This window comes from Friedmanniella luteola (genome assembly GCF_900105065.1).
GTDB classification, from domain to species: Bacteria; Actinomycetota; Actinomycetes; order Propionibacteriales; family Propionibacteriaceae; genus Microlunatus; species Microlunatus luteolus.
Genome location: NZ_LT629749.1, coordinates 3,799,803 through 3,813,957, shown reverse-complemented (window position 1 = coordinate 3,813,957; position 14,155 = coordinate 3,799,803). Strand labels below are relative to the sequence as shown.

General features: G+C 73.7%; 12 protein-coding genes. 4 read left to right on the top strand and 8 right to left on the bottom strand.

The features are described from left to right. Positions 1 to 27 precede the first annotated feature (27 nt). The gene (locus tag BLT72_RS17960; protein ID WP_091414546.1) at positions 28 to 1,317 is read right to left on the bottom strand and encodes an MFS transporter; all 1,290 of its coding nucleotides are present in this window, start codon (positions 1,315 to 1,317) and stop codon (positions 28 to 30) included. A 9-nt stretch (positions 1,318 to 1,326) separates the two neighbouring features. Next, positions 1,327 to 2,508, bottom strand: a complete 1,182-nt coding sequence (gene argE / locus BLT72_RS17955; RefSeq protein WP_091414543.1) for an acetylornithine deacetylase — start codon at positions 2,506 to 2,508, stop codon at positions 1,327 to 1,329. A gap of 105 nt (positions 2,509 to 2,613) precedes the next feature. Here argE and BLT72_RS17950 point away from each other — a divergent pair, with 105 nt between their 5' ends. After that, entirely contained in the window at positions 2,614 to 4,251 is a 1,638-nt protein-coding gene (locus BLT72_RS17950) for an ABC-F family ATP-binding cassette domain-containing protein (RefSeq protein WP_091414541.1), read from the top strand. 47 nt (positions 4,252 to 4,298) lie between these two features. Here the strand turns inward: BLT72_RS17950 and BLT72_RS17945 are convergent, their stop codons facing one another. From BLT72_RS17945 to BLT72_RS17935, 3 genes are all read right to left on the bottom strand, one after another. After that, entirely contained in the window at positions 4,299 to 6,008 is a 1,710-nt protein-coding gene (locus tag BLT72_RS17945) for a GGDEF domain-containing protein (protein WP_091414539.1), read from the bottom strand. Between the two features lie 180 nt (positions 6,009 to 6,188). Then, positions 6,189 to 7,316 carry a 2-oxoacid:ferredoxin oxidoreductase subunit beta gene (locus BLT72_RS17940; protein WP_172826111.1) on the bottom strand — a complete coding sequence of 376 codons (1,128 nt, stop codon included), beginning with the start codon at positions 7,314 to 7,316 and terminating at the stop codon, positions 6,189 to 6,191. Next, positions 7,313 to 9,271 carry a 2-oxoacid:acceptor oxidoreductase subunit alpha gene (locus BLT72_RS17935; protein WP_172826109.1) on the bottom strand — a complete coding sequence of 653 codons (1,959 nt, stop codon included), beginning with the start codon at positions 9,269 to 9,271 and terminating at the stop codon, positions 7,313 to 7,315. The genes BLT72_RS17940 and BLT72_RS17935 overlap by 4 nt, the downstream gene beginning before the upstream one ends. Positions 9,272 to 9,514: 243 nt before the next feature. Between BLT72_RS17935 and BLT72_RS23175 the strand changes: the two genes are divergently transcribed. The 3 genes from BLT72_RS23175 to BLT72_RS17920 are packed head-to-tail and all read left to right on the top strand — an operon-like array spanning position 9,515 to position 10,838. Then, positions 9,515 to 9,916, top strand: a complete 402-nt coding sequence (locus BLT72_RS23175; RefSeq protein WP_091414537.1) for an NADH-quinone oxidoreductase subunit B family protein — start codon at positions 9,515 to 9,517, stop codon at positions 9,914 to 9,916. Continuing rightward, positions 9,913 to 10,503 (top strand): NADH-quinone oxidoreductase subunit C, encoded by a 591-nt coding sequence (locus BLT72_RS17925; RefSeq protein WP_157720556.1) that lies wholly within the window; start codon positions 9,913 to 9,915, stop codon positions 10,501 to 10,503. Before BLT72_RS23175 ends, BLT72_RS17925 begins: the two co-directional genes overlap by 4 nt. Further along, positions 10,500 to 10,838, top strand: a complete 339-nt coding sequence (locus tag BLT72_RS17920; RefSeq protein WP_342587375.1) for a 4Fe-4S binding protein — start codon at positions 10,500 to 10,502, stop codon at positions 10,836 to 10,838. Before BLT72_RS17925 ends, BLT72_RS17920 begins: the two co-directional genes overlap by 4 nt. A gap of 60 nt (positions 10,839 to 10,898) precedes the next feature. Here the strand turns inward: BLT72_RS17920 and BLT72_RS17915 are convergent, their stop codons facing one another. The 3 genes from BLT72_RS17915 to BLT72_RS17905 are packed head-to-tail and all read right to left on the bottom strand — an operon-like array spanning position 10,899 to position 14,147. Beyond that, positions 10,899 to 12,467 carry a beta-N-acetylhexosaminidase gene (locus BLT72_RS17915; RefSeq protein ID WP_091414533.1) on the bottom strand — a complete coding sequence of 523 codons (1,569 nt, stop codon included), beginning with the start codon at positions 12,465 to 12,467 and terminating at the stop codon, positions 10,899 to 10,901. A gap of 10 nt (positions 12,468 to 12,477) precedes the next feature. Next, positions 12,478 to 12,906: a VOC family protein gene (locus BLT72_RS17910; protein ID WP_091414532.1), complete on the bottom strand. Its 429-nt coding sequence runs from the start codon at positions 12,904 to 12,906 to the stop codon at positions 12,478 to 12,480. Beyond that, positions 12,903 to 14,147 (bottom strand): cytochrome P450, encoded by a 1,245-nt coding sequence (locus BLT72_RS17905; protein ID WP_091414530.1) that lies wholly within the window; start codon positions 14,145 to 14,147, stop codon positions 12,903 to 12,905. Before BLT72_RS17905 ends, BLT72_RS17910 begins: the two co-directional genes overlap by 4 nt. Between the last annotated feature and the right edge of the window lie 8 nt (positions 14,148 to 14,155).

Sequence of the window (14,155 nt, the reverse complement as noted above, 5' to 3'; positions counted from 1 at the left end):
ACCCTACGCGCCGCCTCCGCGCGGGGCTCAGCGGTGCACGTAGCCCCGGCTCCGGATGACCAGCAGGCCGGTGATCGACACGACGGCCACGGCCATGAAGTAGTAGCTGGGGGACAGCAGGCTGCCGCTGGCGTCGATCAGCCACGTCAGGATGATGGGCGCGAAGCCGCCGAACAGCGTCACGCCCAGGTTGTAGGAGATCGAGAGCCCGGTGGTGCGGATCGCCGTCGGGTACATGAAGGACAGCAGCGCCGGCAGGGGGCCGAAGTAGAACGCCATCTGGATGCCCAGCACCACCTGCACGAGCGTCAGGACCAGCACCGACGGGTTCGCCACCAGGAGGAGGAAGAGCGGCAGCGCGAGGACCAGCGAGACGAGCGCCGCCGGCAGCATGATCCGCAGCGGCCCGACGCGGTCGGCCAGCCGGCCCACGAACGGCACGCCCACGAAGCTGACGAGGCCGCTGATGATGCCGCCGAGGAAGCCGGCGTAGCGGGGGAGCTCGAGGTTGCTGACGGCGAAGGTGGGCATGTAGAGGATCAGGTACACCGAGATCGAGGCCAACCCGACGGCGGCGGCGGCGCTGAGCACGCGGCCGGTGTGGTCGACGAGGGTGCGCACCACCGGGGACTTCACCTTCTCCGCCGCGGCGAACTCCGGGGTCTCGTCCATCTTGAGCCGGATGTACAAGCCCACCGGGCCCACCAGCAGGCCGAAGAAGAAGGGGATCCGCCAGCCCCAGGCGTCGAGCTGGGCGGTCGTGAGCAAGTAGTTGAGCCCGAACCCGAAGAGCGAGGCCAGCAGCATGGCCAGCCCCTGGGTCGCCACCTGCCAGGAGGCGTAGAAGGCCTTGCGGTGCGGGGCGTTCTCCACCAGGAAGGTGGTCGCCGTGCCGAACTCGCCACCGGCCGAGAAGCCCTGCAGCAACCGGGACAGCAGGATGACCAGGCCCGCCGCCGCGCCGATGGTGGCGGCGGTCGGGGCGAAGGCCATGATCGCCGTGCCGACGGTCATGATCGCGATGGTCACCGTCAGCGCCGCCTTGCGGCCCGAGCGGTCGGCGTAGGAGCCGAGCACCAGCGCGCCGAGCGGCCGGATCAGGTACGACGTGGCGAAGGCGCCGAAGGTGAAGAGCAGCCCGGTCGCGCCGCCCGCCTCCGGGAAGAACAGCCGGCTGATCACCACCGCGAACGAGGCGTACACGATGATGTCGAACCACTCCAGGGCGTTGCCCATGGACGAGGCGACGACGGCGCGGCGGGCGGTGCTCCGCTGCTCCGGCGTCAGCGTGGTCGCGGTGGCGGTGGTCTGGCTCATGGGTGCTCCTCAGCCGTCGGTGCGGGTCAGTCGGGCGAGCAGCGCGTCGACGAACTGCTCGCACGCCACCACCTGGTCGAGCTCGATGTACTCGTCGGCGGCGTGCGCCTGCGCGATGTCGCCCGGACCGCAGACGACGGCGTCGATGCCGGCCTGCGCGAACTGGCCGGCCTCGGTGCCGTAGGTGACCTTGTCGGTCGAGGCCGTGCCACCGAGCTCGACGGCCAGCTGCGCGGCCGGGCCGTCGGGGCTCGCGTCGAGGCTGGGCACCTGGGCCATCACCCGGACCTCCACGGAGGCGGACGGGTGCTCCGCCCGCATCTCGGCCTCCAGCCGGCGGGCCACGGCGGTGATCTCCGCGATGACCGCCTCCGGGTCGTCCTCGGCCACGGTCCGGAACTCGTAGCGGACGGTGCACAGCTCGGGGACGGTGTTGGTCGCGATGCCGCCGCTGACGACGTTGACGCCCGCCGTGGTGAAGGGGACGACGTAGGCCTCGTCGTACGGGCCCTCCGTGCGGCGCTGGTCGGCCAGGTCGCGGACGGCGGTGACCAGGCGGGCCGCGTACTCGATCGCGTTGACGCCCTGCGGGGTGAGGGAGGAGTGCGCGGAGCGGCCGTGGAAGGCCAGCTCGACGAGGTTGCTGGACTTGTGGCCCGCGATCACCCGCATGCTGGACGGCTCGCCGACGACGCAGACCCGCGGCGGCTCCGGCCGGGCGCCGAGCGCCGCCGCGATCTGGGCGCCGCCGAGGCAGCCGACCTCCTCGTCGTAGGAGAAGGCCAGGTGCACCGGCTCCGCGAGCGCCGCGGCCGCCAGCTCCGGCAGCTTGTGCATGATCACCGCGATGAACGACTTCATGTCGGCGGTGCCGCGGCCGTAGAGCCGCCCGTCGCGCACCTCGGGCACGAACGGGTCGCTGCTCCAGGTCTGGCCGTCCACGGGGACGACGTCGGTGTGCCCCGACAGCACGACCCCGCCGCCGGTGCTGCCGTCCGCCGCGGGCAGGGTGAGCACCAGGTTGGCCTTCGTGCCCGTGGCGTCCGGGATCCGCTCCGGGGCCAGGCCCAGCCGGGCCATCTCCTCCTCCAGCACCTCGACCAGCTCGAGGTTGGAGTTGCGGCTGGTGGTGTCGATCGCGACCAGCCGCTCGATCCAGGGCAGGGAGGCGGGCAGGGAGTTCTCCGGCATCCGCTCAGTCTCGCGCACCCCGCGGGCGCCGCCGGGCCGGGCCCACCGGGTGGGTTCCGGCGGAGAGGGTGCGGCCGCCGTGGCCGCCCTCCCTACGATGGGCCGGTGAGCGCATCTCTGGTGGCGAAGGGCCTGGCGGGTGGCTACGCGCACCAGACGCTGTTCGAGGAGCTCGACCTCAGCGTCGGGCCCGGGGACGTCGTCGGCGTCGTGGGGGCGAACGGGGCGGGCAAGTCGACCCTGCTCCGGATCCTCTCCGGGGCCCTGGAGCCGCTGGCCGGGACGGTGAGCACCGCGCCGGGCGACGCCTTCGTCGGCTGGTTGCCGCAGGAGCACGAGCGGGTGCCCGGCGAGACGGTCGCCGGCTACCTCGCCCGCCGGACCGGGGCCGCCGAGGCGACCGCGGCCATGGAGGCGACCGCCGCCGCGCTCGGCTCGGACGTCCCGGGCGCCGACGACGCGTACGCGCTCGCGCTGGACCGCTGGCTGGCCAGCGGCGCTCCCGACCTCGACGACCGCTTCCCGGCGGTGCTCGCCGACCTCGGCCTGGACGCCGGACCCGACGCCCTGATGACCAGCCTGTCGGGCGGCCAGGCCGCCCGCGCCGGCCTGGCCGCGCTGCTGCTCAGCCGCTTCGACCTCGTGCTGCTGGACGAGCCGACCAACGACCTGGACCTGGCCGGGCTGGAGACGCTCGAGTCGTTCGTCCGCGGGCTGCGCAGCGGGGTGGTGCTGGTCAGCCACGACCGGGAGTTCCTGTCCCGCGTGGTCACCCGCGTCGTCGAGCTGGACCTCGCGCAGCACCAGGTGGCGGTGCACGACGGCGGCTACGACGCCTACCTGCACGAGCGCGAGGTCGCCCGCCGGCACGCCCGCGAGGCCTACGAGGAGTTCGCCGACAAGAAGTCCGACCTGGTGTCGCGGATGCGCACGCAGCGCGAGTGGAGCTCCCAGGGCGTCCGCAACGCGATCAGGAAGAACCCGGACAACGACAAGATCCGCCGCAAGGCCAGCGTGGAGTCCTCGGAGAAGCAGGGCCAGAAGGTCCGCCAGATGGAGTCGCGGATCGCCCGGCTGGAGGAGGTCGAGGAGCCCCGCAAGGAGTGGGCGCTGCGGTTCACCGTCGGCGCCGCCCCGCGGTCGAGCTCCGTGGTCGCCGTCCTGGACGGCGCCGTGCTGCGCCGCGGGGACTTCACCTTCGGGCCGGTGTCGCTGCAGGTGGACGCGCGCGACCGGATCGGCATCACCGGACCCAACGGGGCGGGCAAGACGACGCTGCTGGAGCTGCTGCTCGGCCGGCTGCGGCCCGACGAGGGGCGGGCGGCGCTCGGGGCCTCGGTCGCCGTCGGCGAGATCGACCAGGCCCGCACCGGGCTGGCGGAGGACCTGCCGCTCGGCACCGCGTTCGAGGCCGTGGTGCCGTCGATGGACGCGGGCGCGATCCGCACCCTGCTGGCCAAGTTCGGCCTCAAGGCCGACCAGGTCACCCGGCTCGTCGGCCGGCTGTCGCCGGGGGAGCGGACGCGGGCCGCGCTGGCCCTGCTGCAGGCGCGCGGGGTGAACCTGCTCGTGCTCGACGAGCCCACCAACCACCTCGACCTGCCGGCCATCGAGCAGCTGGAGCAGGCCCTCGCCTCCTACGACGGGGCCCTGCTGCTGGTCAGCCACGACCGCCGGCTGCTCGGCAACGTCAGCCTCGACCAGAGCTGGTCGGTCGAGGCCGGCCGGGTCACCGTCGGCTGAGCTGGACGCCGCTCGAGCGCGGGCAGGTCCTCGAGCGGGGCGAGCCGCTACGACGACGTGCCGCGTGACGGCGCGACGACGAGGGCCGGCTCGCGGCCGTCGGAGGCCAGCTCGCGGGCGTCGTCGGGCACGGTCCTCTCGACCGGACGCGTGGCCACCTCCACCCGGTTGCGACCGGACCGCTTGGCGACGTAGAGGGCGGAGTCGGCCGACCGCTCCAGCCGGTCGGCGCTGGTCGCGTGCTGGGGGTAGGCCGCCACCCCGATGCTGGCCGTGACCTTCAGGTCGACGCCCGGCATGGTGACCTGCGCCACCGCCGCACGGATCTTCTCGGCCGCCACGACCCCGCCCTCCAGGTCGGTGTCGGGCAGCGCGATCATGAACTCCTCGCCGCCGTTCCGTCCGGCGAAGTCGCCCTCGCGGAGGGTGGACCGCAGAGCGGCGCCCACGTTGGCCAGCGCCTGGTCCCCGACGGGGTGGCCGAAGCGCTCGTTGATCGCGCGGAAGTGGTCCAGGTCCAGCATCAGCAGGGTGAGGGGCGTGGAGCTGCGGGTGGCGGCGGCCAGCAGGCGCTTGAGCGCGTCCCCGACCATCCGCTTGTTCGGCAGCCCGGTGAGCGAGTCCGTCGCGGCCCTCTGCTCCGCCAGCGCCAGGTTGCGGAGGTTGGCCAGGACCGGGGCGGCCTGGCCGACGGAGTCGCGGACCCGTTCGCGGGTCGCCGCGTCGAAGGCGGCCACCTGCCCGACGAGCACCGCCCCGATGACCTCGCCACCCACGGTGAGAGGGGTGCAGAGAGAGCGGGCAGCACCTCCACCGCAGACGGCGCAGGCGAGCAGGCCCTGGTGGTCCTCCTCGTGAGCCGCTCCGGAGCGGACGGCGAGGCAGGATCGCGGCTCAGCGTGCTCCAGGCCGGCCCGCAGGGCCGAGTCCGGGGCGAGGGGCGTGACGGCCTGCAGGCGGTCGGCACTGTTGTTGCGGTTGAGGACGGTGACCTCGGACCCCCGGACCATCCGCTGGAGGTGGCGGCGCAGCAGGCCGTGCGCCTCCTCCTCGCTCTCCGCGAGCTGGAGCGCGCCGCTGAACTGCGCCTGCTTGTGGGCCGGCTCGGCCGCGCGCCGGAAGCGCCAGCGCGCGAACCACCCGAAGCCGCCGATGGCCAGCAGCGCCGCGGCCACGGCGCCCGCGATCACCGACTCGGCCCGCCTCTGCCGCCGGCCGGCGACGGCCTCGTCCACCGCCGCGTCCTCCTGCTCGCCCGCCGCCAGCTCCTCGATCTGGGCGTCGAAGGGTGCGAAGGCGTCGGCGAGCTCGTCCGCCACGGCGCTGTCGACCGGTTGACCGGCCGGTCGTCGGCTGGAGTTGATGAGGCTCCGCACTCCCGCCCACCGCTGCCCGAGGAGCGTGAGCTCGGCCCGGGCCGTCGGGTGGTCGGCCCCGTGGACCCGTTCGAGCTCGACCAGGGCGCTCTCCGTGGCAGGCATCAGCTCGTTGTAGATCGTCCCGGCGAGCTGCACACGCCGCCCGCGATCCGGGCTGAGGGCGAGGGCCTGCAGGCCCAGCTGCAGGTTCTTGGAGCTGTGGCCCAGCTGGGTGGTGACCTCCAGGGTGGCGAGCTCGTCATCGGCCAGGTGCTGGGCGGTCGCGGCCGTGCCCCGGACGCTGGAGACGCCGACCGCGCCGACTCCGAGCGCGACCACGGCGAAGAGGAGGCATCCCCACCACAGGAGGGCGCCGATCGGGAGGGAAGTGCTGCGCACGGTGTCCTCGAGAGGTTGGGGGATCGACGATCTGGTGGCATCCCCCGACACCCGGCGCACCGCGGACTCGCACGAGGGCCGAACCCGGCGCTGCCTGCGCGCCGACCTGGCCCCTGCGGGTCAAAATACACCGCTCTCAGCCCGGTGCGCGCGCACCGGGCAGGCTGAGGCAGGACCGCCTCAGCTGACCACCCAGGTGTCCCCACCGTTGATGAGCGACTGGAGGGCGTCGTCGTCGCTGCCGCCGCCGGTGGCCGCCAGGGCCACCTGCTCCCGCGCGAGGTCGTCGTAGGCCGGTGCGGCCACGTCACGGAAGATGCCGATCGGCGCGCGGTGCAGCACCCCGGCATCGGTGAGCCGGGAGAGCCCGAACGCGTAGGACGGGTCCTGGAGGTGCGCGTCGTGCACGACCAGCGCCTCGGCGCCGACCTGCTGGCTCCCGGGAGCCGGGGCTTCGCCCGGCGGGGCCACCTCGACGACGCGGAACTCCCCGGTGGCGGGGTCGCGGACGACGCCCAGCCGGTCGTCGGTGCCGAAGCGGATCGGCTCGCCGTGCACCAGCGGGATGATCGCGTCGGCCGACGTGCTCGGGTCCTTCAGCGCGTCGAAGGCGTTGTCGTTGAAGATCGGGCAGTTCTGGTAGATCTCCACCAGTGAGGTGCCGCGGTGCGCCGCCGCCGCCCGCAGCACCGAGGTGAGGTGCTTCCGGTCGGAGTCGATCGTCCGGGCGACGAAGGTCGCCTCGGCCCCCAGGGCGAGCGACACCGGGTTGAACGGGTTGTCCAGCGACCCCAGCGGCGTCGACTTGGTGACCTTGCCGATCTCGGAGGTGGGGGAGTACTGGCCCTTGGTCAGGCCGTAGATCCGGTTGTTGAACAGCAGGATCGTCACGTTGACGTTGCGGCGGAGGATGTGGATCAGGTGGTTCCCGCCGATGGACAGCGCGTCGCCGTCCCCGGTGATCACGAACACCGCGGCGTCCTCGCGGGCGGTGGCCACGCCGGTGGCGATCGCCGTCGCCCGGCCGTGGATCGAGTGCATGCCGTAGGAGTCGACGTAGTACGGGAACCGCGACGAGCAGCCGATGCCCGACACGATGACCGTGTTCTCCTTCTTGATGCCCAGCTCGGGCATGAAGCCCTGGAACGCGGCGAGCACGGCGTAGTCGCCGCAGCCCGGGCACCAGCGCACCTCCTGGTCGGAGGTGAAGTCCTTGCGGGTGAGCGGCTCCAGCGACAGCGGCACGCCGGCGAGGCCCGATCGGGGGCTGCTGCCGGGGGCGGTCGAGGGGCGGTCGAGCGTGGTCACGCGGGGACTCCTTCAGTGCTGAGGGTGGGGGTCGCGAGCTCGTCGGCCGGGTCGGGGGAGGGGCCGAGGTCCGGGTGCCCGCCGGGCAGGGCGTCGATCTCGGACTCGAGGTCGCGGGCCAGCTCGCTGAGCGAGATCGGCAGTCCGCGGACGCGGGAGTAGCTGTGCACGTCCACCAGGTACCTGGCGCGCAGCATCATGGCGAGCTGGCCGAGGTTCATCTCGGGCACGATCACGCGGTCGTAGCGGCGCAGCACCTCACCGAGGTTGCCCGGGAACGGGTTGAGGTGGCGCAGGTGGGTCTGCGCGACCTGACGGCCGCCGTTGCGGACCCGGCGGACGGCCGCGGTCACCGGCCCGTAGGTCGAGCCCCAGCCCAGCACGAGGACGCGCGCGGTGCGGCCCTCGGCGTCGGCCGGGTCGTCGACCACGAGGTCGGGGATGTCACGGACGATGCCGTCGATCTTGGCCTGGCGGGTGCGGACCATCTCGTCGTGGTTGGCGGGGTCGTAGGAGACGGCGCCGGTGTCCTTCGCCTTCTCGATGCCGCCGATCCGGTGCTGCAGGCCGTCGGTGCCCGGCTTGGCCCACGGCCGGGCCAGCGTCTCGGGGTCGCGCAGGTAGGGCAGGAACGCCGGCTCGCCCTTGACGTCGGTGCTGTTGGCCTCGGTGGCGAAACCCGGGTCGATCGGCGGGATGGCGGCCAGGTCGGGCACGTGCCACGGCTCGGCCCCGTTGGCGATGTAGCCGTCGGACAGCAGCATCACCGGGGTGCGGTACTTCACCGCGATCCGCACGGCCTCCACCGCGGTGTCGAAGCAGTCGGAGGGCGACTGCGCCGCGAGCACGGGCACCGGCGCCTCGCCGTTGCGGCCGTACATCACCTGCAGCAGGTCCGACTGCTCGGTCTTGGTGGGCATCCCGGTGCTGGGACCGGCGCGCTGCACGTCGACGACGACGAGCGGCAGCTCGGTCATCACGGCGAGGCCGATCGTCTCGGCCTTGAGGGCGATGCCCGGGCCGGAGCTGGTGGTGACGCCGAGGTGCCCGGCGAAGCTGGCCCCCAGGGCCGCGCCGACGCCCGCGATCTCGTCCTCGGCCTGGAAGGTCGTGACGCCGAAGCGCTTGTGCTTGCTCAGCTCGTGCAGCACGTCCGACGCCGGCGTGATCGGGTAGGCGCCGAGGAACAGCGGCAGGTCCGCCTTGCGGGCCGCCGTCACCAGGCCCAGCGCGAGCGCGGTGTTGCCGTTGATCTGGCGGTAGCGGCCGGCCGGCATCGGGGCCGGGGCGACCTCGTAGCGGACGGCGAACACCTCGGTCGTCTCGCCGAAGGCGTAGCCGGTCTTGAAGGCGGTGACGTTGGCGTCGCGGATGTCCGGCTTGGTGGCGAACTTGCGGGTCAGGAACGCCAGGGTGCCCTCGGTGGGGCGGTGGTACAGCCAGGACAGCAGCCCCAGCGCGAACATGTTCTTGGCCCGCGAGGCGTCCTTGCGGCTCAGCCCGAACGGCTTGACGGCGGCGACGGTCATGCCCGTCAGGTCCAGGGCGTGCACCTGGTAGTCCGCGAGGCTGTCGTCCTCGAGCGGGTTCTCCGCGTAGCCGACCTTGGCGAGGTTGCGCTTGGTGAAGTCGGCGGTGTCGGCGATGATCACGGCGCCGCGCGGGAGGTCGGCCATGTTGGCCTTGAGCGCCGCGGGGTTCATGGCCACGAGCACGTCCGGCCGGTCGCCCGGCGTCATGATGTCGTAGTTCGCGAAGTGCAGCTGGAAGCTGGAGACGCCGGGCAGCGTGCCCTGGGGCGCCCGGATCTCGGCCGGGAAGTTCGGCAGCGTCGAGATGTCGTTGCCGAAGACGGCGGAGTCAGCGGTGAACCGGTCGCCGGTCAGCTGCATCCCGTCCCCGGAGTCCCCGGCGAACCGGATGACGACGCGGTCGAGGGTGTGGACCTGCTTCACAGCTACGTGCCCTTCTGTGTCGGACGGAGTCTTGACGTGTGGTGCCCCGCAGGACGCGGGGCACGGCCGAGGGCCAGAGGTGGTTCGGAGCAGAGGCCGCCCACGGATGCTCGGTACCGACGGCCGTCGCGGCCACCAGCCCAGCGATCCATGATAAGGCAGCCCTAACCCGCGCACCCGACCATCCATCGGCTGGGAACTCCTGCCGCAGACGCAACAGCGGATCGGGTTAGCGTGTTCCCCATGCGGTGGCTGGACTGGTACGGCGACGCGACGCTGCACGTGCTGGAGATCGGCCTCGCGTGCTGCAGCCTCGAGCTCGAGGCGGCCAGCCTCTCGGCCGCCGCCCTGCCGACGGTCCTGCCCGCCGGCGCCCGGGTCGTCGTGGTCGTCTCCGGCACCGTCACCGACCGGCTGGCGCCCGCGGTCGCCGCCCTGGTCGACGCGTGCGCCACCCTGACCGGCACCCCGCCGACCGTCGTCGCCCTCGGGGTCTGCGCGTCCTCGGGCGGCCCGTACTGGGACTCCTACGCCGTCACCAAGGGGGTCGACGCCCTGGTGCCGGTGGACGTCTACGTCCCCGGCTGCCCGCCGCCGCCCGAGGCGCTGCAGTCGGTGCTCGACGACCTCCGGCTCGCGGCGTGAGCGTCGTCGCGGTGCCGCCGGAGGCGTGGTCGGTGTCCGTCGCCGAGGCGCTGGCCGCGGGCTTCACCTTCTTCGAGTGGCTGGGCGTGGTGGACGAGGTCGGCCGCGCGGACGTGCTCCGCGTCGTCGTCGTGCTGCGGGCCCTCGACCGGCCGGCGGAGACACGGCGGCTCAGCACCGAGGTGCCCCGCGACGGCGGCGCGCTGGACACCCTCCGCGACCTCGTCGCCGGGGCGGCCTGGCACGAGCGGGAGGCCGCCGAGATGTTCGGGCTCACGTTCACCGGCGGCGACCCGCGCCGGCTGCTGCTGGGGGCGGAGTTCGCGGGGGCGCCGCTGCGCAAGGACGCGGTGCTCGGCGCGCGGACCGCGCTGGCCTGGCCCGGCGCCAAGGAGCCGGGGGAGAGCGCCGCGTCCCCGAGCCGACGCCGGATGGTCCCACCCGGTGTGCCCGACCCGGCCGTCTGGGGCGACCGCGACCCCGAGGCGGGACCGGCGAACCCGGACGAGGTGGCCGGGTCGGCCGTCGGCGGGCGGGTGCGCCGCCGGACCGGAGGCGCTCGGCGCGGGACGGGAACGGACGGGTGAGCGACCACGGCTCCATCCGGCTGGTCGAGCCGGCCTGCACCTCCTGCATGGTCTGCGCGCGGGAGTGCCCCGCCTGGTGCATCACCATCGACTCCCACACCGAGCCCGTCCCCGACCTGCCGGCCGGCGCCCGCGAGCGGACCCGCAACGTCCTGGACCGCTTCGAGATCGACTGGAGCCTGTGCATGTACTGCGGCATCTGCGTCGACGAGTGCCCCTTCGACGCCCTGGCCTGGGAGCCCCAGCACACCGCCGCCGCCTCCAGCGCCCTGCTCCTGCGGCACGGGATCGACGAGCTGACCGGCTCGGGGAGCGGTGGGTCGAGCGAGTGCTGAGGAGTGGCGTCCTGGCGGCCGTCAGAGCTGCAGGTCCTCAGCACTCACCGGGCTGCGCCGCTAGGCCCGGACGCCCTGGCGGTGCGCGTCGGGACGACGCAGCCGGCCGGTGCCGCCCTGCTGCCAGGGCCGCGGTCCGGTGAGGGGCCGGTAGTCCACCCCGAGGGCGTCGAGCCGCTCGAGGTGGGCGGTCAGCCGGGGCTCGAACTCGTCCCAGGACCGGCCCTCCGGCGTCGACCAGGCGACCTCCGCGTGCGCGCACGCCCGGGGGAAGAGCATGTAGTCGACGCGCCGCGTGGTCGGCATGTACTCGGTCCACAGCTGGCACTGGGTGCCCAGCACCAGCGGGTGCGACTCCACCGGGATGCCGTCCAGCGGGTCGAAGCCGTAGACGTTCTCGACCGTGCTCAGGCCGCCGATGGCGTACTGCTCGTCGTCGGAGTCGCTGGGGTAGAAGTCGAAGTACAGGTGGGTCATCGGCGCCATCACCGTCGGCAGCCCGGCGGCCGTCGCGGCCCGGCCGTAGGAGGAGTCCCGCCAGGCCATGACGACGGAGTCGGCGACGGGTCCGTCGTCGGCGATCTCGTCCCAGCCCACGAGGATCCGCCCCCGCTCGGCCAGCCAGGCGCCCAGCTCGGTGGTGAACCAGCGCTGCAGCTGGTCGGGGCCGCTCAGCCCGCGGGACGCGGCGAGCCGCGCGGCGTCCTCGCTGGCCAGCCACTCGGTCCGCGGGCACTCGTCGCCGCCGACGTGGACGTAGCGGCTGGGGAAGACGTCCAGCAGCTCCTCGAACAGGTCGTAGACCACCTTCATGGTGGCGTCGTCGAGGTTGAGCACCTCGTCGAAGATGCCGAAGGTGGTCGCGGTCGCGTAGCCCGTCTCCGGGTGGTTGCCCAGCTCGGGGTAGGCGGCCAGCACGCCGCACACGTGACCGGGGAACTCCAGCTCGGGGACGACGGTGACGCCCCGCTGCCCGGCGTACGCGACGAGCGCGCGCAGCTGGTCCTGGGTGTAGAAGCCGCCGTGCGGGGTGCCGTCGCCCTCCGCGTCGGCCGGCCGGCGGGTCTCCCGGCGCCAGCTGGCCACCTCCTGCAGCCGCGGGTAGCGCTTCGACTCGAAGCGCCAGCCCTGGTCCTCGGTCAGGTGCAGGTGCAGCACGTTGTACTTGTGCAGCGCGATCAGGTCGACCATCCGGAAGACGTCGGCCAGCGGCATGAAGTGCCGGGCGACGTCGAGGTGCACGCCGCGCCAGGCGTAGACCGGGGCGTCGTCGACCTCGACCCCCTCGACCACCAGCGCCGCGCCGCTCGGCGCCGGCCGCAGCACGGCCGCGGGCAGCAGCTGGCGGAGCGTCTGCACCGCCCAGTTCACCCCGGCGTCGTCCCCGGCGGTGATGGTGATGCCGTCGGCGTCCACCACGAGGCGGTAGGCCTCGACGGGGAGCTCCTCGTCCGCCCGCAGCCGCAGGGCCCCGCCCTCGGCCCGGGGCAGCTCCAGCCCGGTCCCGGGGGACAGCAGCCGACGGGCGATCCCGGCCCAGCCGGGCGGGCCGTCGACGGCGAGGTCGGGCGTCAGCGTGAACGAGACGTCGGGACGGCGGGAGACCGAGCGCGGTCGGGGCAGCAGCACGGACGTCAGCCTAGGACGGAAAGGGCTTGCCGTCGCTCACCAGGTGCGCGTACGGGTCCGTGGCCTCCGTGACGCCGCGCAGCACGCAGAACTCGTTGCCCTCCGGGTCGGCCAGGGTGACCCAGCCGCCGCCGTCGGGCCGGCGCAGGTCGGCCACCAGGGTGGCGCCGAGACCGAGCAGCCGCTCGACCTCCTGCTCGCGGGTGCCGTCGGTCGGCCGCAGGTCCAGGTGCAGGCGGTTCTTGACCGACTTGCCCTCCGGCACCTCGATGAACAGCAGCCGTGTCCGGCCGTCGGGGGAGAAGACCATGCACTCCTCGTGACCCGGCTCGTTGGGGTCGCGCGGGTCCTCGGTGAAGCCGAGCACGTCACCCCACCAGCGCGACTGGGCGCAGGCGTCCCGGCTGTCGACGCTGGTGTGGCTGATCCGGGACGTCATGCCGCCCGCCGCACCATCAGCCGGTCCAGGTCGTAACCCTGGGAGACGGGGTTCCAGGCCACCCGGGGCGGGCCCTCGGCGACGACGTCGTGGGCGAACAGCGCGCTGAGGAAGATCTCGCTCTCCATGATGGCGATCGGGGCGCCGGGGCAGCGGTGGTGGCCGTCGCCGAAGCTCATCAGCGCGGGCGGCACCGCCCGCGGCAGCGGCCGGGCCGGGCAGAGGCTCAGCGGCTCCTCGCCGACGGTGGCCCCGTCGGCGTTCGCGGCGCGCAGGTCGAGGTCGACGAGGGCCCCGGCCGGCAGGGTCTGCTCGACGCCCTCGACCGCCACCACCAGCGGCTCCCGCAGCCGGCGGTAGAGGTGCCCGACGACGGGCTCCAGCCGCAGCGTCTCCTGCAGCAGCGCCTGCCGCGCCTCGCGGTCGCCGGCCCGGTAGCGGGCCAGCAGCGCCGGGTCGTCGAACAGGTGCCAGGCGGCGACGCAGATGAACTCGCGGGTCGTCACCATGCCGGCCGCGCCGTAGGTGAGGCACTCGGTGAGCACGTCCAGGTCGCGGAAGCCGTCGGACAGCAGCTGGCTGATGACGTCCTCCTGCGGCTTGCGCCGCCGGGCCCGGATCGCGGGCTTCACGTCCTGCCAGTAGAAGCGGGCCGTGGCGGTCCCGGCGCGGACGGCGCGCAGCCGCCCCGCCAGCCCGCTCCCGGCGGCCAGGGGGTCGCCGTCGAAGAGGCTGCTGAGCCGGCGGCTCATGCCGCGCCGGGACGAGGCGGTGAGCCCGACGACCCGCGCGACCACCTCCACGGCCATCCCCATCGACAGCCGGCTGAGGTCGACGGCGCGCTCGGCCCGGATCCCGTCCACCAGCTCCGCGGCCAGCGTCTCCATCATCGGCCGGTAGCCCTCGGTCACCTTGGGTGCGAAGAAGCGGGCGGCCGCCTTGCGCTGGTCGCGGTGCTGCGCGCCCTCGAGGAACAGGATCGGCGGCCGCATCGCGCTCCGGGTCCGGCCCGCGCGCACCTTCCGCGGCGTCTGGCTGCCCGCCAGCACCCCCTCGGCGCCGAACCCGGCCTGGGTGGTGGCCTCCGGCTCCCGCAGCACCTGCCGGGCGACGTCGAAGGAGCGGACGACGAAGCGTTCCGGGCCGTCGCCGCGGACGTGCTCCAGCGGCGGCCCGCCGGCCGAGGCCTCCGGGTCGAGCTTGCGGACGGGGCAGCTGGCGTGCGGCGCGGGGGAGCTCACCGGCCCAG

Excerpts from the sequence above, each read along its gene's own strand:
- BLT72_RS17960 (WP_091414546.1), bottom strand. The coding sequence starts at position 1,317 with ATGAGCCAGACCACCGCCACCGCGACCACGCTGACGCCGGAGCAGCGG.
- argE (WP_091414543.1), bottom strand. The coding sequence starts at position 2,508 with ATGCCGGAGAACTCCCTGCCCGCCTCCCTGCCCTGGATCGAGCGGCTG.
- BLT72_RS23175 (WP_091414537.1), top strand. The coding sequence starts at position 9,515 with ATGCGGTGGCTGGACTGGTACGGCGACGCGACGCTGCACGTGCTGGAG.
- BLT72_RS17910 (WP_091414532.1), bottom strand. The coding sequence starts at position 12,906 with ATGACGTCCCGGATCAGCCACACCAGCGTCGACAGCCGGGACGCCTGC.